Annotated in this window: 19 protein-coding genes; 12 read left to right on the forward strand and 7 right to left on the reverse strand. The window is 52.9% G+C overall.

The window, feature by feature from the left end; translation table 11 throughout:
- Nucleotides 1–16 precede the first annotated feature (16 nt).
- Genes LG323_RS02600 through LG323_RS02610 form a run of 3 tightly spaced genes read left to right on the forward strand, consistent with a single transcriptional unit; the run spans nucleotide 17 to nucleotide 2,624 of the window.
- Nucleotides 17–1,708, forward strand: a complete 1,692-nt coding sequence (locus LG323_RS02600) for a diguanylate cyclase (protein ID WP_404418778.1) — start codon at nucleotides 17–19, stop codon at nucleotides 1,706–1,708.
- Nucleotides 1,705–2,220: a chemotaxis protein CheW gene (locus LG323_RS02605; RefSeq protein WP_404418780.1), complete on the forward strand. Its 516-nt coding sequence runs from the start codon at nucleotides 1,705–1,707 to the stop codon at nucleotides 2,218–2,220. The genes LG323_RS02600 and LG323_RS02605 overlap by 4 nt, the downstream gene beginning before the upstream one ends.
- Nucleotides 2,217–2,624, forward strand: coding sequence for a hypothetical protein (locus tag LG323_RS02610; RefSeq protein ID WP_404418782.1), 408 nt, complete (start codon nucleotides 2,217–2,219; stop codon nucleotides 2,622–2,624). Before LG323_RS02605 ends, LG323_RS02610 begins: the two co-directional genes overlap by 4 nt.
- On the opposite strand, the gene LG323_RS02615 is transcribed toward LG323_RS02610, so the two are convergent.
- The 4 genes from LG323_RS02615 to LG323_RS02630 form a co-directional block, all read right to left on the reverse strand.
- Nucleotides 2,610–6,110: a hypothetical protein gene (locus LG323_RS02615; RefSeq protein ID WP_404418784.1), complete on the reverse strand. Its 3,501-nt coding sequence runs from the start codon at nucleotides 6,108–6,110 to the stop codon at nucleotides 2,610–2,612. The genes LG323_RS02610 and LG323_RS02615 overlap by 15 nt on opposite strands.
- 12 nt (nucleotides 6,111–6,122) lie before the next feature.
- Nucleotides 6,123–6,401 (reverse strand): hypothetical protein, encoded by a 279-nt coding sequence (locus LG323_RS02620; RefSeq protein WP_404418786.1) that lies wholly within the window; start codon nucleotides 6,399–6,401, stop codon nucleotides 6,123–6,125.
- On the reverse strand, nucleotides 6,398–10,000 hold the full coding sequence (locus tag LG323_RS02625; RefSeq protein ID WP_404418788.1) for a hypothetical protein: 3,603 nt from the start codon (nucleotides 9,998–10,000) through the stop codon (nucleotides 6,398–6,400). Before LG323_RS02625 ends, LG323_RS02620 begins: the two co-directional genes overlap by 4 nt.
- A gap of 185 nt (nucleotides 10,001–10,185) precedes the next feature.
- Nucleotides 10,186–10,689, reverse strand: a complete 504-nt coding sequence (locus tag LG323_RS02630; protein WP_404418789.1) for a hypothetical protein — start codon at nucleotides 10,687–10,689, stop codon at nucleotides 10,186–10,188.
- Between the two features lie 124 nt (nucleotides 10,690–10,813).
- On the opposite strand from LG323_RS02630, the gene LG323_RS02635 reads away from it, so the two are divergent.
- The 5 genes from LG323_RS02635 (at nucleotide 10,814) to LG323_RS02655 (ending at nucleotide 15,314) form a co-directional block, all read left to right on the forward strand.
- The gene (locus tag LG323_RS02635; protein WP_404418791.1) at nucleotides 10,814–11,188 is read left to right on the forward strand and encodes a hypothetical protein; all 375 of its coding nucleotides are present in this window, start codon (nucleotides 10,814–10,816) and stop codon (nucleotides 11,186–11,188) included.
- Between the two features lie 35 nt (nucleotides 11,189–11,223).
- The gene (locus tag LG323_RS02640) at nucleotides 11,224–12,351 is read left to right on the forward strand and encodes a zinc-binding dehydrogenase (protein ID WP_404420102.1); all 1,128 of its coding nucleotides are present in this window, start codon (nucleotides 11,224–11,226) and stop codon (nucleotides 12,349–12,351) included.
- A 21-nt stretch (nucleotides 12,352–12,372) separates the two neighbouring features.
- Nucleotides 12,373–13,416: a proline racemase family protein gene (locus tag LG323_RS02645; protein WP_404418793.1), complete on the forward strand. Its 1,044-nt coding sequence runs from the start codon at nucleotides 12,373–12,375 to the stop codon at nucleotides 13,414–13,416.
- 649 nt (nucleotides 13,417–14,065) lie between these two features.
- Nucleotides 14,066–14,377, forward strand: coding sequence for a helix-turn-helix domain-containing protein (locus tag LG323_RS02650; RefSeq protein WP_404418795.1), 312 nt, complete (start codon nucleotides 14,066–14,068; stop codon nucleotides 14,375–14,377).
- Entirely contained in the window at nucleotides 14,361–15,314 is a 954-nt protein-coding gene (locus LG323_RS02655) for a reverse transcriptase family protein (protein ID WP_404418797.1), read from the forward strand. The genes LG323_RS02650 and LG323_RS02655 overlap by 17 nt, the downstream gene beginning before the upstream one ends.
- Before the next feature lie 222 nt (nucleotides 15,315–15,536).
- On the opposite strand, the gene LG323_RS02660 is transcribed toward LG323_RS02655, so the two are convergent.
- The 3 genes from LG323_RS02660 to LG323_RS02670 all read right to left on the reverse strand — a co-directional run bounded on the left by LG323_RS02660 (nucleotide 15,537) and on the right by LG323_RS02670 (nucleotide 17,103).
- Nucleotides 15,537–15,962: a type II toxin-antitoxin system HicB family antitoxin gene (locus LG323_RS02660; protein WP_404418799.1), complete on the reverse strand. Its 426-nt coding sequence runs from the start codon at nucleotides 15,960–15,962 to the stop codon at nucleotides 15,537–15,539.
- A 51-nt stretch (nucleotides 15,963–16,013) separates the two neighbouring features.
- Nucleotides 16,014–16,196 (reverse strand): type II toxin-antitoxin system HicA family toxin, encoded by a 183-nt coding sequence (locus LG323_RS02665; protein WP_404418801.1) that lies wholly within the window; start codon nucleotides 16,194–16,196, stop codon nucleotides 16,014–16,016.
- A 76-nt stretch (nucleotides 16,197–16,272) separates the two neighbouring features.
- The gene (locus LG323_RS02670; RefSeq protein ID WP_310696269.1) at nucleotides 16,273–17,103 is read right to left on the reverse strand and encodes a pyruvate, water dikinase regulatory protein; all 831 of its coding nucleotides are present in this window, start codon (nucleotides 17,101–17,103) and stop codon (nucleotides 16,273–16,275) included.
- A gap of 129 nt (nucleotides 17,104–17,232) precedes the next feature.
- On the opposite strand from LG323_RS02670, the gene ppsA reads away from it, so the two are divergent.
- The 4 genes from ppsA to LG323_RS02690 all read left to right on the forward strand — a co-directional run bounded on the left by ppsA (nucleotide 17,233) and on the right by LG323_RS02690 (nucleotide 22,710).
- Nucleotides 17,233–19,632, forward strand: coding sequence for a phosphoenolpyruvate synthase (gene ppsA / locus LG323_RS02675; protein ID WP_404418803.1), 2,400 nt, complete (start codon nucleotides 17,233–17,235; stop codon nucleotides 19,630–19,632).
- 161 nt (nucleotides 19,633–19,793) lie between these two features.
- Entirely contained in the window at nucleotides 19,794–20,282 is a 489-nt protein-coding gene (gene rraA, locus LG323_RS02680; RefSeq protein ID WP_404418804.1) for a ribonuclease E activity regulator RraA, read from the forward strand.
- Between the two features lie 12 nt (nucleotides 20,283–20,294).
- Complete coding sequence (gene ggt, locus LG323_RS02685; protein ID WP_404418805.1) at nucleotides 20,295–22,100, forward strand: gamma-glutamyltransferase; 1,806 nt, start codon at nucleotides 20,295–20,297, stop codon at nucleotides 22,098–22,100.
- Nucleotides 22,093–22,710, forward strand: a complete 618-nt coding sequence (locus LG323_RS02690) for a Maf family protein (RefSeq protein ID WP_404418807.1) — start codon at nucleotides 22,093–22,095, stop codon at nucleotides 22,708–22,710. The genes ggt and LG323_RS02690 overlap by 8 nt, the downstream gene beginning before the upstream one ends.
- Nucleotide 22,711: the final 1 nt, after the last annotated feature.

Consider the following 22,711-nt stretch of genomic DNA (forward strand, 5'->3'; position numbering starts at 1 on the left):
TTTTACGGAGTCTGTAATGAATTCAACTCAATCCACCCTGCAGGAGAAGATCGCCAGGCTCAGGGCAAGTTTTATTGCTCAGTTGCCCAAGCGCCTGGAAGAAGCCCAGCAACAATTGAGCTTGCTCAAGGCTGACCCCTGCATGAACAGGGTGGCTGCTGTTGAGCTTCACCGCACCTTTCACAGCCTAAAAGGCACGGGCTATTCTTTTGGTTTTAATGAGCTGGCCAGTATTGCCGGAGATGCCGAGGATTACACTCAGCAGCTGCTGGATCTGCCGGATGAGAGCACTCCGCCAGGTTGGCCCGATCAGATGATCGGCTTGTTGCAGGAACTGGCTTCCCAGGCACAAATCCTGGTGTATACCGACCTGCGCAATGACCATCCTTTGCAAACGCCTTTCTTTGAGATGAATGAGGGGCACCCGGATGAAACCGTCAAACAAAGCCAACAAAGACTGGTTTATATCTGTGATGATGAGTTGGAACAGGTCACGCATTTAAGCTACCAGTTACGGTGTTTTGGCTACCAGGTTGAGCATTTTACCGAAACTGAAGATTTTGATCAGGCGGTGGTTAACAAGCGGCCTGACGCGGTGATCATGGACGTCCGCTTTCCCCAGGGGGGGACGGCAGGCACGGATGCTCTGGCTGAAATCCAGAAAGTAACCGGCCAGCAGCTCCCGGCGATTGTACTTTCCGGACGCGATGACTTTGAAGCACGTTTGAGTGCGGTTCGAGCCGGATGCCAATCCTACTTCACCAAGCCTGCCAAGCCATTGGAGCTGGCCGCAGCTCTGGATGAGGTGATGAGCGATGAGCCTTTTGAACCCTACCGCATTCTGATTGTTGATGATGAACCGGAAGTGGCCCAGTACCACAGCCTGATACTGGAAGAGGCCGGTATGCTGGTGCACCAGCTTTCCCGGCCTGCCAATGTGCTGGCCACGCTTCAGGAATTCCGGCCCGACCTGGTGCTGCTGGATGTTTACATGCCCGAATGCACCGGTCTGGAGCTCTCGGCCCTGATTCGCCAACTGCCGGAATATCTCAGCCTGCCGATTGTTTATCTGTCCAGCGAAACCGATCGACAAAAGCAGTTCTCAGCCATGCAGGTGGGGGTCGAAGGGTTTATTACCAAGCCCGTTATTCCTGAAGAACTGGTGGCTGCGGTGGCCTTGCGGGCCGAACGCATGCGTTCCCTGCGCTCGCTGATGGTCAGGGACAGCCTCACCGGCTTGTATAACCACACCACCACCACGGAGCTGATCGAAGCGGCTCTCTCCCAGGCCAAGCGCAAGCAGGAAAGCCTGTGTATGGTGATGCTGGATCTGGATCGCTTTAAAGATGTCAATGACACCTATGGGCATGTGGCCGGTGACCAGGTACTGCTGGCCTTGTCCCGCATTCTTCGCCATCGGCTGCGCACCAACGATATTGTCGGGCGTTACGGGGGTGAGGAGTTTGCCATTCTGCTCAAGGACGTCACCTCTGAAGTGGCCATGAAGCTGATTGATCAACTCAGGGAGGATTTTTCCCGGATTCGTTTCAGTTCCGGGGATAAAGAATTCAACTGTACCTTCAGTGCCGGGATCAGCAGTTTTCCGGTTCACACCCGTGCGGAGGAATTGCGGATTGCCGCTGATAAGGCCCTTTATCAAGCCAAAGACAAGGGGCGTAATCAAATCATGCTGGATGACGAACTATGAGTCAGACAAGTGTTGATGAGCTATTGGCACTCAAGCGTGAAGCAGCCAATGAAGTGGTGGATGTTGACGAGCCCACTGTTAAGCTGGTGATTTTTGCTCTGGGTGGCAAGTATTTTGCCTTTCGCGGCCAGTTTATCAAGGAGGTGCTGCCGGGTGATGAGCGCCTGTTTTATGTACCGGGCATGCCGCCTTCCGTGCAGGGAGTGATCAATGTCCGGGGTGATATTGAGTCCGTGATTCTGCTGCACAGCCTGTTGGATTTACCCACCCCCCAGGAAGTGGTGTCGGGCTCCATCCTGTTGGGACAAGCCAGTGGGATGCACAGTGGCATTCGCGTGGATGAGCTTCTGGATGTTGTGGATTTGCCTCTCAGCCAGTTGCAAAATCCGCCGGAAAGCCTGCCGGAATCCCTGCAACCCTATGTGGCTGCTCTGGTGGATTTTTCCGGAAAAGCGGTGGCCGTGCTGGATATTGAAAAGGTGTTTGCTGATTACCAGGACGGCCTGGGATGACCGGGGAGAGGGATTTGCAGCAGCTCAGCCTGCCTCTGGTGCTCCTGCATCAAGGGCGGCAAACTCTGGCTTTGGAATCCCGCTGGGTGCTGGGCTGCCACGCCTTTCGCAGCAGTGAGGCAGCCACCGGGGTTGTGGATGCTGCCCGTCTTTGGCCCCAGCCACCAGCCCCATCCCAACAGCAGTTGATGACCCTGAAAACCCCCTCGGGGGGCTGGTATTTGCGCTTTCATGGTGAGGTTGAATTTGTAGAGCTGCCCGCAACACAGCTCTATGCCCTGCCTGAGCTGATGCAGGCCCGTAAAACCTGGCCTGCAGTCAAGGCCCTGGTGGAATACCAGGAGCAGTTGCTGGTGTTGCTGGATGCGTTATCGCTTGAGCAACAAGCTTTAGCGGTCAGTTAGCTGGCGGATACCTGTCGCCAACTGGTTGAGTTCCTCCAGTAAATCTGGTCGGGTCAGGGCCAGGCTCTGCCAGGCTTCAGTGGCTTCCAACTCCTGCAGTTGTTGCTCAAGGGCTTGTGGCTCAGGGTTTTCCTGCCTCCGTGCCTGATAAAAACGATGCAGCAACTGCAGCTTCAAGCGCTGAGCATGATTGACCGGCGGCATATAGAGCTCCAGATGCAGTTCATCCAGGGTGGCTTCCAATAGCTCTTTCAGCGCCTGGGGCTCTTGAGCAAAGGCCTGGGGGTGATAGGCCCCCAGAGTCAGATAATTGTAAAGGCTCTGGAGTACCGGCTGACTGCCCAGAGGGCCACCGGCCTCCTGATAGTTTGCCAGCTCCTGCAATACTCTGCGCATCTCCTCTGCACTGGCAACTGGGTCAAGGACCTCCAGCTGCTCGGCTTTTTGCAGGCGGGTCTGAATGATCAGACTGAATCGACTCAGCTCATCCAGCGAATAGCGTCGATCCTCACTGTGCATCTTTTGCAGCAAGGCAAGACGCTTTTCCAACCACTCCAGGCGTTGCGGTGCCGTTGCGGCCAGCCGTGACAGAAAGCCGTAGCTTTGTACTTCCAGGCGCTGGGGCTGGAAGCTGGCCAGACGATCATTGCGAGCAGCCACCGGGCTGGCCTGGGGCAGGGCCTGCAGAACCTCTGTAAAAGCCTTGCGGGCCTTTTCAGACTGATCCAGTTGGAAGTAGGCATAAGCCAGGGAAAACTGCGCCTTAACAGCATTATTGCCGGTTAACCGCTTGCTGTTCAGCAGGCTCTCATAGTGTTCGGTAGCACGCGGGAAATCCTGGGCCTGCAGAGCATAAAAAGCCGCTCTTTCCTGCAGGGCCGGTGTTTCCGGGTGTTCCAGTTGCTGACCCAGGGCCAGAGCTTCTTCTGCCTGTCGGGAAGCCGCGGGATAACGGTTGCTGTAATAGAGGGCACGGGCATAGCGCCAGTGCAACCAGAGCTGTTGCTCCCTGTTCAACCAGGGCAATGCCAGGCGTTGACCCAAAAACTCCGCAGCCAGACCGTGGTTGCCCAGTTGAAAATGCAGCTGTCCCAGGTTTTCCAGCACGGCGGCTTCCACTCTCGGATTACGATAAGCCAGATCCAGACCCAGCATGTAGTGGTGATGGGCCTGTTGAGCCAGATCCTGATCGCGGTTATAGCCTTCCTGGGTCGCCAGGAGTTGACGGTGGTAGAGGTAACCCAGAAGCAGGTCGCGCACTCCTGAGTCCAGCCCGCTCACTTCCAGTTTCTGTAGCTTTTCAGCCGAGGCCTGCAAGGTTTCCATATCCGGATTTGGCTGGGTCAGCAAAGGCCTCAAGGCTTCAGCATAAAGCTGATTGTTGCCCAGGAGGTCTTCGGCCAGCAGTTGTTCATAAAGGCGCTGCATCCGCTCTTTCAGCGCTGGTTCGCTGGACTCTGCAAGCCCCAGTCTCAACAGATTGTAGAGCGCTTCCAGGTCGCTGGTCTGACGCAAGACGCTGTAAAAAGTATTCAGGGCGGTGTTGTTTTCTTCCTGAGACCAGGCCCCATAACCCCGGTTGAGATTGATGGTGGCATATTGCCCGGCTGCAGCTGCAAAACCGACATGGCGAATATTGGTTGTGGTCAGCCAATGGCGCGACATCAACTCCATGAAGTCGTATCTTTCCGCCAGCCCCATGCGCTGAATTGCACGGATGTGCAAAGCCCTGTGCATCTGGGGTTGGTCACTGTAGTCGCGCAATCGCCCACTGATGGTCTGGTAAAGGGCTCTTTCCTCGCTACGCTCGCTGGCTGCAGCCAGTTGCAAGAGGCTGATTTCATTATCCAAAAGGGCCAGAACCCGCTCGTCAGAGACGTTCTTCCGGACTCTCTGTAACTGCTGGATATGGGCTTGTTGGTCAAGGGCTTGGCGACTCAGCAGTTGCAGGTATTGAAAGGCATAAAAAACCCGCGCATCCGAGGCAATGACGGGGTTGCCGGTCGCTGCCAGCAAGGCTTGCCGTGTTTGTGACGCCGTTTCTGCGAGTTCCAGATCCAGTTGAATCTGCAAATAATGAGCGAGTGGCAGGGGCAATTCAGGGCTGTTGCTCAGGGTATTTCTGGCTTCCTGTGTATTCAACCCCAACCAGTTGATCCAGGCGCGGAAAACCGCAGTTTCTTCAGCCTGGGGGCTGGGCTGCAAAGCCTTGCGGGCCTGCTCCAGTTGGCCTTGGTAAGCGGAAGTTAGTTGCCCGGAAGGCTGGAGTTGCTTTTCTGCTTTAAGTTGCAGTAAAAGTTGCAAATTACTGTAAAAATGCGCAGAAACCGAGTCTTCTTCGGAGCGTTCTTGTAGTTGCCGTGTGAAATGGGATGCGGCTGTCAATTCCCCCATTTCCAGGTGATTGGCGAGCAGTTTTTCCAACATGGCTTGAGAAGTGGAACCCTGGCGATAACGCAGGTTATTGAGCAGCAGCAGGCGTTCAGCATAGTGGCTGGCGACGCTGTCTGCTTCACGCAGATCCTCTTCCTGCCAGTGCTCAGGTAGCTGGCCGCTCAGGGGCAGACGATAGGTGTCCAGTGATCCTTCATAAGCGCAGGTCATATAAAGCTGCTGACCGCCCAGAGCCGGGAAGTTACAGTTGTGGGCGACGGAAGTCAGTTGCTCGGGCAGTAAAGGCCGGTCACTTTCAAGCAGCCTCTCCAGACGGATGCGAAAGATGACACTGTGATCTTCACCATCAATTTGCTGGTCACCGCTGGTATCACTCAGAAAATGACTGAAGTAGAGGTAGCCATCCTCGGGGTTGTAGAGCGCATAGCTGCTCAATCCGGGTAAATCCAGGGGCAGGGGGCCGGTTTCCTGTTGGTTCTCCAGATCATAAACATACAGACCCTGTTGTTCTCCCCGGCGCTGAAAAAGCAGGTAACGTCCATCAGAGCTCACGGATGGGGCGGAAAGCTGGCCTTGCAACAGAACCTGTTGCTGGCCTGACGACAATGAATGCAAAACCAGTTCCTGATCGCGGCCGGTTGCGGCACGGCGCAGGTAGCCCAGGGTGGAAGCATCCACCCAGAAAGGCAACCAGGCGCGTTGCCCATCCGCTGTCAGACAATTCAGTTGGGGATCTTCACCCTGCAGAGGCAGGACACAGACCGATCCCAGGGCATTGCCGCGGTAGCTGGTCAGAGCAAGGCGGCGCCCATCCGGTGACAGGGCCGGGTCCTTGGCATCATGATCGGGTGGCAGCAGCTCACGCGTGCGTCCGGTTTCCAGGTTCTGCTGAACCACCTGGGACACCAGGCTTTGATGACGGGTGTAAAACAGGCGTTGGTTGTTGATATCCGGTCGGGCCTGATAATTATCCGAAGGCCCCACAGTGATTTTTTCCGGCAGCAGCAGTTGATTGTTGCGCCAGTCAGGCGGGTTGGCATGAACCGGCAGGGCCAGCAGGCTAACCAGAGCGGTAAAGGCAATTTTTCTCATACAAATGCCCCCTTAAGGCTGGTCATCCGTGGTGGCATATTCATCATCCAGCAGCCGCAGGGCCGTGTCTTCCTCCAGACGTTCATTCAGGCCTGTAAAAGGCTGGGGGCCGGTGTTGAGATCCGACCTCAGGCGCTGTTCCAGCTCGGGCCAGTCGCCTGCAGCATCGGCTTCCATCACGGTGTGGCGATCCACCAGGTAAACATCCGGCACCAGGGAGTTTAAAAAATTGGCACAACCGGTCAGGCCAAGGCTGGCCAGAACAAGAACAAGGGCGGCAAGAGGTTTCATGGGGCAGACTCCAGAGGTAATAAGTCGGGCAGCATCAGGGCTTCTTCAGCAAAGCGTTCAATCAGCGGGGATAAGGGCAGGTTGCGCACCCGGATGGGATCACTGAACAGGGACAGACTGAGGGTCAGATCCATCAGGCCATTTTGCATCTCCACCCGCACCCAGCGGGGATGGGCCGCTCGCAAACCGGAACGCGCGGTGGCCAGCTGTGGATCACGGTGATCCGGGTCGATAATATCCAGGATTTGCAGCAACTGGGTCCGGTTGATGTCGGTCAGATCCACCCGGCCTTCCACCAGGCGTTGGGAGAAATCAAATTCCAGGGCGGTGCGGGCATTGACGGGTGAGTAGCGGGTTTCTGCCAGAGTCTCCGGCAGCAGCTTGCGCAGATCTATCCGGCTGACACGACTGAGCAGACCCAGGCGCCAGCCTGCCGGGTTGACGTCGAGATAGAATTGCCCGGCCACTTCACCGCCCAGCGCAGCCAGGCTGAAATCTTGCAGACGGATCAGGTTCTGTTGGATAGGCAGGGTGGCTTCCAGCGGCCCCAGTTGCAGGTCATTCATTTGCAGTTTTTCAATACTGAAATCCTGGCGACCGTCCAGCCAGGGTTCCACACGGTTGAAATCCACGCGCTGGAAGGCATCCGGGGTCAGCAGATAACGGAAGCTGAGACGTTCTTTCTCCAGGAGTTGCAGATCTTCCTGAATACGGATCTGGCCTTGCATACCCTGAATGCCCATTTCCGGCAGTTGCAGGCTTAAATTCTCAAATTCAGCTTTGGCCTGCAGGGAGAGCTGGGTGGAATCCACCAGGCTGATAGACCAGGGCAGGCGTAACTGACCGCTGCCTTGCATGGGGCCTGTAAAGGGGGTTAAGAGGTCATCTCTCAAACGAATTAGGGTGGTTCCGTCCAGGAGCAGGCTCTGGCCTGAAAAGTTGGCCTGCCCACTTAATTCCTGGCTCATCCAGGCATCACCCAGAGTCAGCTTCAGGTTTTCCAGATTGAGGTTTTCTGCGTTGAGATCAGCCTGAGCGCGGCTGTTCAGGGTGAAGGGAAACACCAGATCCGTCAGTTCCAGAGGTTGTTCCTCTTCGGGAAGCTCAACCTGTAAGAGGCCAGCATCCAGGGTCAGGGAAAGGTCAGAAGCCAGCTGTTCGTCCAGCAGATCGACAACCAGACCCAGTTGCAGAGCCAGTTGCTCAAGGCGTGCTTGATCGGGCAGGTTGATTTCTTCCTGCTCCAACTGCAGGTCAAGGCTGGCCCGGGTCGGCTCCAGGCCGGAGTTGGCTTTGGCTTGCAGGTTGAGTAGCAGGCCTTTGAGCGTCAGGTCTTCAGGCAGGCGCACCTCGGCGAGCTGAACCTGAGTGTTCAAAGAGGCTTCACGGCTGGACCAGTTGAGTTGCTGCTGAATCTGCAGAGGCTCCACCAGTGTGAATTCAGCGTCTGTCAGCGGATTCAGCTGTTCGATTCGGGTGGAAAGATCACCCTGCAACTGCAACTGGGCAAGATCCAGGTGTTTGGGGTCAACATCCAGTGGGCTGGCCCAGGGGTGCTTCAGGGCCAGATCAAAGCCCTGTTGCAGACGGATTGGGCCGAGAGCTTCCAGTTCTGCCAGTTCGGCCATAAACACCTGCCACTCCGGCTGTGCCTGGAGTTCAATCCGGCCCTGAAGGTCACTTACCTGGGGCTGGTTGGCCAGAGTCAGGGTCCAGTCCAGAAAATCCTGATGGTTCAGGCGTAGCTTGCCCTGAGTGCTCAGATCCTTCAGGGCTTCATCACCCGCCAGTTGCAGGCTGAGATCCAGCGGCAGAGGGCGCAGCAGCGGAGGATGCATGAATCCAGCGGATTGCAGCGCCAGAGCCACCTGATGTTGCCCCCTGTCCAGTTGGCTGTATTGATCCAGAACCAGGTTCAGAGGCCCGGTCAGTTGCAGGCCTTCTGTTGGGGCCTGTTGCTGGGTCAATTTGAAGTTCAGATGGTTGCTGACTTCACCCCAGGGCAGCCTGCTCCAATCCGCGTGCATAAGATTGGCCTGACCATGCTGCCATAGGCTCTGTCCATCCAGGTTCAGGGTGAGTTCCCCGACCTGTTGCAGTTCAGCGGCTTCGGCCAGGTAGTCTTGCAGGGCCAGAGGAACTTTTACCTGTAAACTCGGGCTGACCTGAAGTTCATCCGGCTGGTTATCCAGGCCCAGGTTCAGCTCCAGCAGCGATAAACCCTCGAACAGCAACTGACTGCTCATCTGTGCTGAGGATAGATCCTGACGTACCTGGAGTTGCAGACTGGGTGTCAGATCCACGGGTTGAAGAAGGGGGTCTGTCGCCAGTTGGCGGATATCCAGTTGCATGCCCAGCAGAAAGTCACCATCTGCAGCGGATTCATTCAAGTCTTCGCCATAGCTGCCAGCCTGAAAGGTGGCTTCCAGGGCATCCAGTGACAGGGGCTGGCCTGCAGCCAGTAATTGCAAGTTGCTCAGCCCCTGGCCGCTGGCGACTTCCATCTGCAGCTGGTTCAGATCGGGGTTGAGCAGTTCCAACTGACCCAATGCTTCCAGGCGCAGGCCGTGATGAAAGGCCGTTTCCAGATTCAGGTCTTCGGCCTTCAGTTTTAACTGTCCTTCAGGTAGCTGGCTGGAAACCACCAGGTGTAGATCCAGTGGCCAGTTTTCATCCAGCAGCAGGCTGAAACGACCGCCCTGGGCGATATTCAGTTGGTAATCAGGCCAGTCGGCGGAAAGTTGCAGGTTTTGGGAGTCCAGCTCAACCTGGAGATCGGCCAGTTGCAGATCCATTTCCAGGGGGGTTAATTCCAGTCGCCAGGGGCTGGAGCGCTGCAACTCCCAGCCCAGATTGGCATTCAGCTGAGGGAGCAGGTGCAGATCCAGGGATTCCTTGCCCTGTTGCTTGGCAGTCAGGGGGGCCAGGGATTGCAGTTGGGTGTTCAGGTGTCCGGCCAGGCGGTTTTCAGTCCACTGCAGGGAGGTTTCCAGATCCAATTGCCCGGCCCAGTGGGCCTGCATGGCCAAAGCTGGGATCTGCACCTGGAGATCAGCACGGATGTTTTTCAGCTGCAGTTGTTGCAGATGGATGTCCAGTGGGGGGTTGTTCAGGATTTCCGTGATTTCGGCCAGGGCTTCACGGGGATCAGCGGTTTCGGTTGGGGTCTCAGGTTCAGCGGTTTCGGGCAGTTCCACCAGCAGGCAACCGGCAACGTCAAGATCCTCGACTGCCACCTTTTCTACTTCCAGGCTGTTGGATAGCAGTGCCCAGGGGTTGAAACGCACTTCCAGGTGCTGAAGGGTGAGGTTGAGGTCTTCGCAGAACTCAGCCTGGGGTTCGATATTGGTGATGCTGACTTTGCGAACCAAAAGCTGGCCCAGCAGATCCACGCGCAATTCGTCCAGCTCCACCTGAAAACCGCTTTGTTCGGCGATGATCGGCTGAATACGGGGCCAGATCTGGGACTGCAAAAGGGAAGAACGCAGCAGACCATAACTGGCCGCCAGCAATACAAAAGGGATCAGCAGTAAAACCACCAGCAGCCAGAGTAGCCAACGCTTTTTGCTGCGCACGGGCTTAGTCGCACCCTCAGTCATGTGTTGTCCTTTCAATCAAAAATAGTCAGAGGCTTTCCGGGAGCTTCAGAGTCCACTCGCTGAGCAAGGTTGTCTGCTTTCACTGCATTCGACGTCCTGATACCTCAAGCAGTGCGCTGCGTTATCCCTACTCCGCTTGCCGCAGACAACCTTGCCGCGAGTTTGCAGGCTTTTTGGGCTATTAGTTAGGGGTTAGCACCGTTTTCGATCCAACTCGTGAGATCTTCTTTGAGATCTGCTGAAATATTTACGTTTTGAGTGGAGTGATAGCCTGCTGTACCAGAACACCTGGAGTCTGAAGCAATAAGTGCATCCAGTAGATATGAGTGATTTGGTGACGATGGAACGATGTAATAATCAGCGCCAGTTGCACACACGTCTGTGGGAGCATCAGAAAGCCCATCTCTCCAGTCTGGATAATCATCAAGGTTTTTACTGACCAACTGACTTCTGAACAAATTTTTTGTAGTTAAATCAGGGCCGTCACTAAGTGAATTTGAGCCTTGGGGGCCATGGCAGCTCCCACAACCTTGAATAACGGAATAACTCCAGACCCTTTCCAGAGTACCGGGATCACCTGTCGAGCCTTCCTCTTCATCCCCACATCCCGCCAGAAGCAGGAGCAGCAATAGGGGCAGTAGCCAGGTGAGCAGGGAAAAGTAGCGTCTGAGGCGGGGCAGTTTGTTCATGGCATTCAGTCCTTTTGCAAGTTTGTGCAAAGTATATCAACAAAGCCTGGAATTTGTATGCTTGCCCAGGGGTCAACTATGCTGCAACTACCTTTTCAGATCATACCAGCCCTTGGAGGCACTAATGCTGACTTTTTTTTTGGCTTTTCTGGCGGTGGTGGCCTTTTCACTGCTGATGCTTTATGTGGGTCGGCACAGCTTTCGTCAGAGGCCGGAGAAGCTCTTGCATCTGGTGCGTCAGGCGCGTGCTGGTCAGCTTGATGAAAAAGCCTGGACTTATGGGCTTTCCCAGCCTTATTACCATGCCCCTGAGGTGAATGAAATACGCGAACAGCTTCTGGATCTGGAAGGCAACTTCTGGGCCGGGAAGAGACAGATGGATCGGCACAAGCAGGATTTTTTGTTGAATGAAGAAGGTTTGAGAGAGCTGGAGCGGATTCAGTTTCGTCTGGAAAAAATTATTGAAAAACGTGCAGCCAATGAAAAGGAGAAACGTTAGTGACAGAGAAGCAGGTTTCCCATCTTCCCCAAACCATGGCCGCAGTGCAGTTGATGGGCCACGGTGGTGTCGATCAACTGGTTTACAAAACGGATGTCCCTGTTCCCCAGCCCGGCAAAGGTCAGGTGCTGGTGCAGGTAACAGCCACCGCGAAGAATAATACCGATCGTAAGGCCCGCGAGGGGCTGTATCCCACGAAAGACAAGGGCGAAGTGACTTCTTTTCAGATGGGCGGCTCGCCGACCCTGACTTTCCCGCGTATTCAGGGGGCCGATATTGCCGGTCGTGTTGTCGCAGTGGGCGAGGGGGTTTCTGAGGAGCGTATCGGCCAGCGTGGTTTGCTGGATTTCAATATTTATGCGAATGAGCGCAGGGATATCAATCTGACGCCGGATTATTACGGTCATGGTGCAGATGGTGGTTTTGCCGAGTATGTGGTTCTGCCTTCCGATCAATTTCATGAGGTGCAAAACCCTGAGCTGGCTGATGCCGAGCTGGCGGCGATGGGGATGTGTTCCTATCAGACGGCCTATCACATGATGACTTCGGCAGGCATCAAGGCCGGAGAAAGGGTGCTGGTTTCCGGTGCCAGTGGTGGTGTGGGTACGGCTTTGATCCAGCTGTGCCGGATTGTTGGAGCCATTCCCTATGCTCTGAGCAAAAAGGACAAGGCAGAAGCCTTGTTGAAGCTGGGGGCTGAAGCGGTATTGGATCGCTCTGATATGGAAGATTTCACTGAGAAAGTCAAGGCGGTCACCGAAGGTAGACCGATTGATGCGGTGATGGATCTGGTCGGTGGTGAAATGACGGATGCCTTTATCGACACCATGATTTTTGATATGAATCAGCGCACTACTTATCCGCGTTTGAGTATAGCCGGGGCCAGTGGTGGCAATCTGACGGAAATCATGTGGACGCGGATCTATCTGTACCAGGTGCAGATTTTCGGGGTTTCCCACGGAACTCGCGAAGAAGCCGAGCAGTTGGTGGAATGGATTCGGTCAGGGCAGCTCAAGCCGGTTCTGCATGCAGCTTTCAAGCTTTCTGAATTGCACCAGGCCGAAGAGTATTTTATTAATCGCAACAGCAACTATCTGGGCAAGATTGTCATCGTGCCCGATAGCCAATGGGATGAACAGGGCCAACCCTTCGCTCTGACCTGAAATTCTGACCCAGGAGTTTTTATGCCGCAGGAACTGACCCTGAAATTGATGGATACTCATGCTGGTGGTGATGTCAGTCGCATAGTGACGGGCGGTATTGACCCCTTGCCGGGCCAGACGGTTCGCCAGCAGATGGAGTATCTGCGCGATGATATGGATGGTTTACGCCGCCTGCTGTTGGAAGAACCCTATGGTATCCCGGAAATGTCCGTGGATCTGATCGTTCCTGCCACAGACCCCAAGGCTGAATGGGGTTATATCATCATGGAGGTAATGGGTTATCCCATCTACTCCGGTTCCAACACCATCTGTACGGCAACTGCCTTGTTGGAGGGCGGTTTCATACCCAAAAAAGAAGGTACCCAGACATTCAATCTGGAAGCTCCGGCGGGCCTGGTGCAGATTGAAGCCCGGGTTCATGATGGAGTGGTGGAGGCCATTACCTGTGAGGGGTTGCCCAGCTACATTCATACCTACAAGGCCAAGGTGGATGTGCCCAACCTGGGCGAAGTCACCTATAGCGTGGCTTATAGCGGTGGTTTTTATGCCCTGGTGGAGGCCAAGGATCTGGGTTTTGTTCTGGAAGCTTCAGAGGAAAGGCGTCTGGCAAAAACAGCCTATGCCATCGTCGAAGCCATTCAGGCAGAAAGAGGTTTTTCCCACTATACTCTGGGCGATGTTGGCCCCCTGCCTTTTCTGCACTTTATGGGGCCGGTTGAACAGGTCAGCCGGCATTTTTACCGCTCCCGTTCAGCGACCTATGTTCACCCCGGCGTGATCTGCCGCAGCACCACCGGCACCGGTACCTCCGCCCGTCTGGCCCTGATGCAGTACGAAGGAAAAATCCAACCGGGTGACAAGCTGGAAACCGTATCCCTGCGCAACACTGGCTTTATCGGCACCTACACCAGCCTGGGGGAAGAAAACGGTCAAACTGTGGTGAAGAACAAAATCACCGGCAAAGGCTACCTGCTGGCCCGGTCGGATATCGTCATTAACTGCAATGATGCCCTAACCTCCTGCGATGGCCTTTTGCCCATTCTGACCAGCAGCCATCCGGAGTGATGGCTATTTTCATTGGTAACAAAGTAACTGGAATGATGGGCAATAGAGCCTCATTATTCTTGTCTTTAAAATCAACTGGTTACTTTGTATTTTGTTGTTTTATTGGACCTTTGCATGTGATGTTTGACACGAAGAATTATTGTGATAAGATTTAACTGCCTTTATCAATGGGAAGTATCACAGAATAGCTTTGCTTAAATTAGAAGCGGTAATGCTTCGTGGAGTGTGAACTCTGCCTGATCCGGTGAGGCGCTCGCGCTACAATACGACTATCGTCGCCCGGATCGCTCGTCTGTGAGACGAGCAGGTTGGTTCGCGGGTAAAGTCTTCCGACAATTCCCAGGCGTTTTACTCTGGTTACTCTGTGAGTTCATCGAATTAGCGGTGAACGTAACCAAGAGAGGTGCATTTATGCTGAAACGTTTAAAGGCTTTTGGAAGACGATGTGTTGGCAAGATAGGGCGTTTTTTACAGCACCCTATCATGATCAAGTTAATATTCTTAGTGATTGGTTCAATCCTCGCTTGGATATTGAAGCTGTTGATCATTGTTCTGCTTTCCACAGCAGGTATAGCATTGCCCGTAGGGTAGGCCTTCTATCCAGCATCACCCGCGGGCATACAACCTTCTATATAAATGGATTGCTGCTATGAGTGATAATTTTTTTCGGAACTTAAGGTGTACCCTTGGTTTATCTGTGGATGACTTGGCAGCTAGATCTAATATGACTAGAAATCAAGTCTTGGCAACAGAAGGAGCTGGCTTGCCTCCTGCCAATTCGCTTATTAAAGCTTACTCGGACATACTAAATATTGATTTCAGGATATTGAATATTATTTTTTCTAAATCGACTAGAAAGTTTTTTATATTTGAAGCTTTTCGATTATTTGCATTAAATTTTTTGAATGGATACCTTGAAATCGGCCTCTGGATGGTGTCTTTCAATGAAGAAAAAAAATAAATATCCAATTAATCAAAGTCCACTTTACAAGCTATCTAATCAAAAAACTCTTGCAAAAATACTTAATATCAACCTTTCTACATTAAAGAGCATTGTCGCTCGTGGAGGGAAAAACTATAAGTTTGGGAGCACTAAAAACGGAAGGTCTATTCAAATCCCAAAAAGTCAATTGCTGCGTGTCCATAACCGAATAAACAACCTTCTTATTCGAATAGAAACTCCAGATTACTTGGTTTCTGGCGTTAAAGGTCGGTCACATGTGTATAATGCAAAACTACATGCTAGAGATGTCGCTGTAGCAAAAGTTGATATAAGTAAATTCTATCCATCAACTTCTTCCGAAATAGTAAAGAAGGCATTCAGAAAAATATTTAAATGTTCTAATGATGTGGCTGATACGCTCGAAAAAATCTGTACTGTGAATAATCATGTTCCAACCGGGAGCCCTCTAAGTCAAAGCCTTTGCTTTGTTGTAAATGCTCCTGTTTTTGATCATATAAATATTTATTCGAAATCCAGGGATATTGTTTTTAGTTTATATGTTGATGATCTGACATTCTCAGGCGGTTTTATTCCAAAGCATTTCTTGAGTTATGTGGAAGGATATCTTAAAAGAGCGAGGGGCTATCGTTGTCACAAATTTAGAACATATGGAAAAAACACTGAAAAAGTTATTACTGGTGTCGTGGTTAAGTCAAACGAAATTGATCTTAAAAGGACTCAAAGGAACGAAATATCCAATCTTTTTAATAAAATGCCATATTATTCAAACTTAAGGATAAAAGATGATGAAAGGGCCATTAAGTACTTCCAGAAACTTATTGGTCATCTTTTTTCTGCAGGTCAAATAAGTCCAAGATACCGTCAGTTTGGTTACGAAGTAGTTTCAAAAAGGAAAGATCTGGGAATTAAAGCCCAAAACCAAAACACTAAATAAAGAGTTATTTGTACCGTGATTTTTAACTTAAGATCACCATGTTTAAGGTTTCTAGCTATACTTTTAAACCTTCCCAGATCTGCAATGAAAACCAGAAAGTTTTGCTTGCGAAAAGTCTAAAAGGTATTTATATAGAAAACTGTATAGACAAACAGTCTCTTTGAGATAGCTTGGATAATAACCCCTGAAAAACTATTATAAGCATATGAAAGGAATATTGCTTCAGGCAGCCTTAACCTCCAGGTCAAAGCGTTTCCCAAGTGCCATTAAAGCATTTTCGACCTGTTCAATTTTGGAGCTGTGCAGTAAATCCAGAAGCCTATCTATCTGAGGTGGGTGCACATCCAGCTTGCGGGCAAGGTCGGCTTTGCGTAGACCTTGTTCCAAAAGAGTGTTCCAAAGCTCGATTTTCGCTAAAGTCAGTAGTGGAAGGTAGACAACAGGCTGGCTTTCCGCAGGTTTTGATGCGTGGGGGATTGGGCGTCGATTGTCCTGATAGAATGACAAAGCAGTTTCCATGCCATCTGTAGCATCTATCAGAGCCTCTTCAAGAGTATCGCCTGCTCCATGGAACTCAGGAATGTCTGGACAGCTTAGCCAGCAACCTGAACTATCATTTTGATGAACAATTACTGGATAGTTATACATTCTGCACCTTTTGCTTTCCTATTGAGAACTTCATTGCTTTGTAAATTGGCATTAATCCTTGAGACCGAGCTGTTTTATAATGCTTTTTCTCAAAGGTTCGCTGATTTCTTTGCTGCCATGGTAGGGAACTACAGTTTTTCTTCCCATATAGGTGGCTTTGAAATGGCTACCTTTTCCAGGCTCCAGCTCTACACCTTGAGCTATCAGCCAACGCCTGAATTCACTGTATTTCATGAAAGTCCTCTTTCACTTTTCCACGTTTGCAGTGTACAACCTTGGCAGCAAAACACAACATAAGTGTTGCTTTTCTCTACCGTGGCGAAAACCTTCTTTCGATCCCGGCCAAGGCCAGGATGCGGGTGGAGATTTCTTCGATGGAGTAGTGGGTGGAATCAATATGGCCGATGTTGTGGCGGCGGTAGAGGTTTTCCACTTCCTCAACTTCCCGGGTGCATTGTTTCAGGGAAGAGTATTTGCTATCAGGGCGGCGCTCATGGCGGATGGAGGCCAGGCGTTCGGGTTCAATGGTTAAGCCAAAGATTTTGTGGCGGTAGGGGCGCAGAGCCTTGGGCAGTTCGCTGTCCAGGAGGTCGTCTTCGGTGATCGGGTAGTTGGCGGCGCGCACACCAAACTGCAGGGCCATGTAGATGCAGGTGGGGGTTTTGCCGCAACGGGAAACGCCGACCAGAATCAGGTCCGCCTTGTCGTAGTGGTGGGTGCGTGCACCGTCGTCGTTGTCCAGCGCATAGTGCACTGAGTCGATTCTTGCCTTGTAGGTGTCTTCTTTTTCCTTGGTCAGGGCGTGGGTTTTGCCGACCGTATAGCTGGAATGAGCACCCAGTTCCTCTTCCAGAGGAGCCAGAAATGTGGAAAAGACATCAATGTTCATGGCGTTGCTGTGGCTGATAATATCGCGAATCGACTGATCGACGATGGTATCGATCAACAGAGGGCGCGCACCCTCTTCTTCGGACGTTTTGTTGATCAGTTGCACCAACTGGTGAGCTTTTTCGGCAGTATTGATGTAAGGCTGGGTGATCAGCTCAAACTGGATACCTTCAAATTGTGCCAGCAGGCTGCGCCCTAAAGCTTCGGCGGTAATCCCGGTGCCATCGGAAATGAAAAAGGCGGTACGCTTCATGCTGTCCCCTAAAATCGTGTATTATCTGTGGCAAATGAATTGCGTAGAGCTTATAGCTGGAAACAGGCATTTTGCCTGCTTTGTCCGGTTAAAGCCATCCGCTGAAATCAGTTTAACGGGAGGCCTGTCTTGAGCAAGACTGCAGAGGGTGCAAATAACGAGCATATTCTTTGGTTTGATCATCTGGGTATGGATGACGTCGAAAGGGTGGGCGGTAAAAATGCTTCCCTGGGTGAGATGATCAGTAACCTGGCTTCAGCCGGTGTTCAGGTGCCCGGTGGTTTTGCCACCACAGCCGAGGCCTACCGTGAGTTTCTGAAGCATGATGGTCTGGCTGATCGCATCAATCAGGCGCTGAACGAGCTGGACGTGGATGATGTTCGTGCTCTGGCCACCACGGGTGCACAGATTCGCCAGTGGGTTATAGAAACACCCTTCCCCGAACCTCTTGAAAAAGCCCTTGCTGAAGCCTACCAACAGCTGGAAAAACAACACCCCAACCTGAAAGTGGCGGTGCGTTCATCGGCCACGGCAGAAGACCTTCCCGATGCCTCTTTTGCCGGTCAGCAGGAAACCTTTTTGAATATTGAAGGTTTTGCCCAGGTCAAACAGGCCGTGCATGAGGTGTTTGCCTCCCTGTTCAACGACCGGGCAATTTCCTACCGGGTACATCAGGGTTTTGATCATTCCTTGGTGGCGCTTTCTGCCGGTATCCAAAAGATGGTGCGCTCGGAGACTGGCGCAGCCGGGGTGATGTTCACTCTGGATACTGAATCCGGCTTTCGTGATGCGGTTTTTGTCACCAGCGCTTATGGTCTGGGTGAAACCGTGGTGCAGGGTTCGGTCAACCCCGATGAGTTTTACGTTCACAAACCCACGCTGGAAGCCGGTCGCCCTGCTATCCTGCGCCGCAACCTGGGCAGCAAGCTGATCAAGATGGTTTATGGCGAAGAAGCCTCCACGGGTAAATCGGTGAAAACCGTGGAAGTGGATTTGGCGGATCGCCAGCGTTTTTCGCTTCAGGATGAGGAAATCATGAACCTGGCCCGTCAGGCGATGATTATCGAAAAGCATTACCAGCGCCCGATGGATATTGAATGGGCCAAGGATGGTGATGACGGTCAGCTGTATATTGTTCAGGCCCGCCCGGAAACCGTGAAAAGTCGTGATGGCAACAATGTCATGGAGCGTTTCCTGCTCAAGGAGCAGGGTGAAGTCCTGATTGAAGGCCGGGCGATTGGCCAGCGTATCGGTGCTGGTAAGGTGCGGATTGTGGAAGGCCCGCATCAAATGGACAAGGTTGAAGCCGGTGACATTCTGGTCACCGACATGACCGATCCCGATTGGGAACCGGTGATGAAGAAGGCTTCGGCCATTGTCACCAACCGCGGTGGGCGTACCTGCCATGCTGCCATCATTGCCCGTGAACTGGGAATTGCCGCAGTAGTGGGCTGTGGGGATGCCACTGAAGAATTGCAGGATGGTGCTGAAGTCACGGTTTCCTGTGCGGAAGGCGATACCGGTTTTATTTATGCAGGCATCCTGGATTATGAGCTGTTGACCAACAGTGTGGATGCCATGCCGGATCTGCCTTTTAAAATCATGATGAATGTCGGCAACCCGGATCGGGCGTTTGGCTTTGCGGCCCTGCCCAATGAAGGGGTTGGCCTGGCTCGCCTGGAGTTCATCATCAATCGTATGATCGGTGTGCACCCCAAGGCTCTGCTGGAATTTGATACCCTGCCCGCCGATTTACAAAAAAGCATTCGCAGCCGCACCGTGGGTTACAGTGACCCCGTTGAATTTTATGTGGAAAAACTGGTGGAAGGGATTGCCAGCCTGGCGGCTGCCTTCTGGCCCAAACGCGTGATCGTGCGGCTTTCTGATTTCAAATCCAATGAATATGAAAACCTCATCGGTGGCAAGCAATATGAACCCGCCGAAGAAAACCCCATGTTGGGTTTCCGCGGGGCTTCACGCTATATTTCCGAGAAGTTTCAGGATTGTTTTGAACTGGAATGTCGTGCCTTGAAAAAAGTGCGCGATGTCATGGGCCTGAATAATGTCGAGATCATGGTGCCCTTCGTGCGTACACCCGGCGAAGCCAAGGGGGTTTCCGACTTGCTGGCTGCCAATGGTCTGGTGCGCGGCGAAAACGGCCTGAAACTGATCATGATGTGCGAACTGCCCGCCAATGCCCTGCTGGCTGAAGAATTTCTGGAATACTTTGATGGCTTCTCCATTGGTTCCAATGACCTGACCCAGCTCACCTTGGGTCTGGATCGTGACTCCGGTATCGTGGCTCACCTCTTTGATGAGCGTAACCCGGCTGTTAAAAAGCTTTTGTCCATGGCGATTGTTGCCTGCAAGAAACAGGGCAAATACGTGGGTATCTGCGGTCAGGGGCCTTCGGATCACCCGGATCTGGCACGCTGGCTGATGGAGCAGGGCATAGATTCGGTTTCCCTCAACCCGGATGCCGTACTGGATACCTGGTTTAGTCTGGCGAATGAAACGCCGGAAAACTAACGAAAGAAACTAGACTAGATGCCGGAGCTTGTTGTCAGGACGCGTGAATACATCCCTGTAAGCTCTGGCTGCAACTTCCTGTTGCAGACAGCCTGACAAGCAACTCCGGCATCCAGCCAGATCAGCTACCAATTCAAAATAAGTGATAGTAAGGAGCAACCATGCACTATGTAACCCCTGATCTCTGTGACGCCTATCCAGATTTGATCGACGTTGTGGAACCTATGTTCACCAATCTGGGCGGTCGTGATTCTTTTGGTGGCGAAATTGTCACCATCAAGTGCTTTGAAGATAACTCACTGGTCAAGGAAGAAGTCGATAAGCCCGGTAAAGGCAAGGTTATGGTGGTGGATGCCGGTGGCTCTTTCCGCTGTGCCATGCTGGGTGACATGCTTGCCGAAAAAGCAGTTAAAAACGGCTGGGAAGGCGTGATCATGTACGGCTGTATCCGCGATGTGGACATCATCAATGAACTGGATATCGGTGTTCAGGCTCTGGGTACTCATCCGAAAAAATCCGAGAAAAAAGGCGTGGGCGAATACCAGGTGCCGGTTTCCTTCGGTGGTGTGACTTTTGTCAGCGGTGATTATGTCTATGCTGATAATAATGGGATTATTGTGTCCCCCGAACCCCTGGAAATGCCAGAGTAACTGGATCATTAAATGATCAATAGAAAATCACCGCTGTTGTTGGCTTTTGCTGCTTTGCTGGCCGGATGTGCGGGTGTCAGTGAAGAGACTGTGCGGGTCGATCCTGTTGAGCTGCAACAGCCGGAAATGGCCACTGGTTTGCAAAAGCGTGAAGGCACGGTGCATGAAAACTTTGCCGTTGCTGCGGCCAATCCGCTGGCTGCTGAGGCCGGCAAGCAGATTCTGCAGCAGGGTGGCAGTGCTGTGGATGCAGCGATTGCCGTGCAGCTGGTTCTGGGTCTGGTTGAGCCTCAGTCCAGTGGCATCGGTGGGGGTGGTTTTCTATTAAGCTGGGATGGTGAGCATCTGGTGGCCTGGGATGGTCGTGAAACTGCGCCTCAGGGTGCGACACCTGAGCTGTTTCTGGATGCAGAAGGGCAGCCGCTGCCTTTTAATGATGCCGTGGCCACAGGTTCTGCTGTGGGTGTTCCAGGGCTTCTGGCCATGCTGGAAGCGGCGCATGAGGAACAAGGTGAATTGCCTTGGGCGGTTCTTTTTGAGCCTGCCATCCAGCTTGCAGAGGAAGGTTTTGAGGTCAGCCCCAGACTGCACCAGATGCTGGCTGCGGATTCCTTGCTGCCGGAGAACCCGGCCAGTAAGGCGTTTTATTACACCCAGGAAGGTCAGCCTTTGGCAACCGGCACGAAGTTGACCAATCCGGCCTTGGCGCAAGTCTATCGTGGGTTGGCAGAGCAGGGCAGTGCATTTTTTTACCAGGGTGCTGTCGCTGACAATCTGCTGGAAGCGGTTCAGAATACAAAGATCAAACCCAGCAGTATGACTCAGGATGATCTGCGTAATTACCGGCCTGTCGCCAGAGAAGCCCTATGTGCCAGTTGGCTGAAACATCTGGTTTGTGGTTTCCCACCGCCCTCCTCGGGGCAGTTGGCTGTGATGCAGATTCTGGGTATTCTGGAAATCCTCAACAAGGAAGACACAGCCAGCCGGGACAACTTCTATTCCCCTTCCGGCCTGCATTGGTACATTGAAGCCTCACGCCTGGCTTTTGCCGATCGGGCCCAGTATGTTGCCGATCCTGATTTTGTGGAGCCACCCGGCGATGACTGGCTGAGTCTTTTGCAGCCTGAGTATTTGCAGGAGAGGGCGAAACAAATCACTCCGGTGACTCTGGGGCGTGTGGATGCCGGTCATCCGGGCAGCCTGGAAACAGGTTTGGCACCCCAACCCAACCAGCCTGAACACGGAACCAGTCATATCAGTATTATTGACAGCCAGGGGCGGGGTGTTGCCATGACCAGTTCTGTTGAGCAGGCTTTTGGCAGTCGTATTCTGGTTGATGGTGGTACCGGTCTGCCGGGGGGTTATTTACTCAATAACCAGCTTACGGACTTTTCTTTTCTGCCCGAAGATGATGAGGGCCACCCGATTGCCAACCGGGTTGAACCCGGTAAAAGGCCGCGTTCCAGCATGAGTCCCACCCTGGTGTTCAACCCCGAATCAGAAGAGCTGATTGCCAGCCTGGGGTCTCCTGGCGGTGCAGCCATCATTCATTATACGGCTAAAACCCTGCTGGGCATGTTGCAGTGGCAGTTATCGCCACAGGAGGCCGTGGAATTGCCCAATCTGGCCAACTTCAACTCCACCACTCTGCTGGAAAAAGGTCGCTTTGAATCCTATCTGGTTCTGAGTCTGGAAGCCAGGGGCCAGGAAGTTGTCGAGAAAGATCTGACCAGCGGCATCCAGGCCTTGCTGGTGACCCCCCAGGGTATTCTGGGAGGCGCAGATCCCCGTCGTGAAGGCAGGGTTTCCGGTGAGTGAAGTCCAGCACCGCCTTCCGCTCCTGAAGCATCTGGTCCTGGCTTCGGCTTCGCCGCGGCGCCGTGAGCTTCTCCAGCAATTGCAACCCTCCCTGCAACTGAGTATTCAGCCAGCCAACCTTGATGAAAGCCGAATTCATCAAGAAAACGGTGAAGAACTGGTGCAGCGCCTGGCACTGGCCAAGGCCCATCGGGTCGTCTGTGAGCTTGCCCCGGAAAAAGCGGATTTTCCGGTGTTGGCAGCCGATACCGAAGTGGTTTTGGATGGCCATCCGCTGGGTAAACCGGAAAATCCCGAGGCTGCCGTCAATTTGCTGAAAAGCCTGTCTGGGCGCTCCCATGAAGTGAAGACCGGCATGGCTCTGGTTCAGGGAGACACCTGGCTGACTGCGGTGGTGACGACCCAGGTGGTCTTTCGCAACCTGGATGACCAAGAAATTGGCGCCTATGTGGCCACAGGTGAACCGGATGACAAGGCCGGTGGTTATGCCATCCAGGGGCGAGGAGCGGCCTTGGTGGAGCGTATAGAAGGCAGCTACACCAATGTCGTGGGTCTTCCCCTGGAAAAGCTCACCCAGATGTTTCGGCGGTTGGGTTATCGGGTTTTTTGAC

Source organism: Marinospirillum sp. (assembly GCF_044810985.1).
Classification (GTDB): Bacteria; Pseudomonadota; Gammaproteobacteria; order Pseudomonadales; family Halomonadaceae; genus Marinospirillum.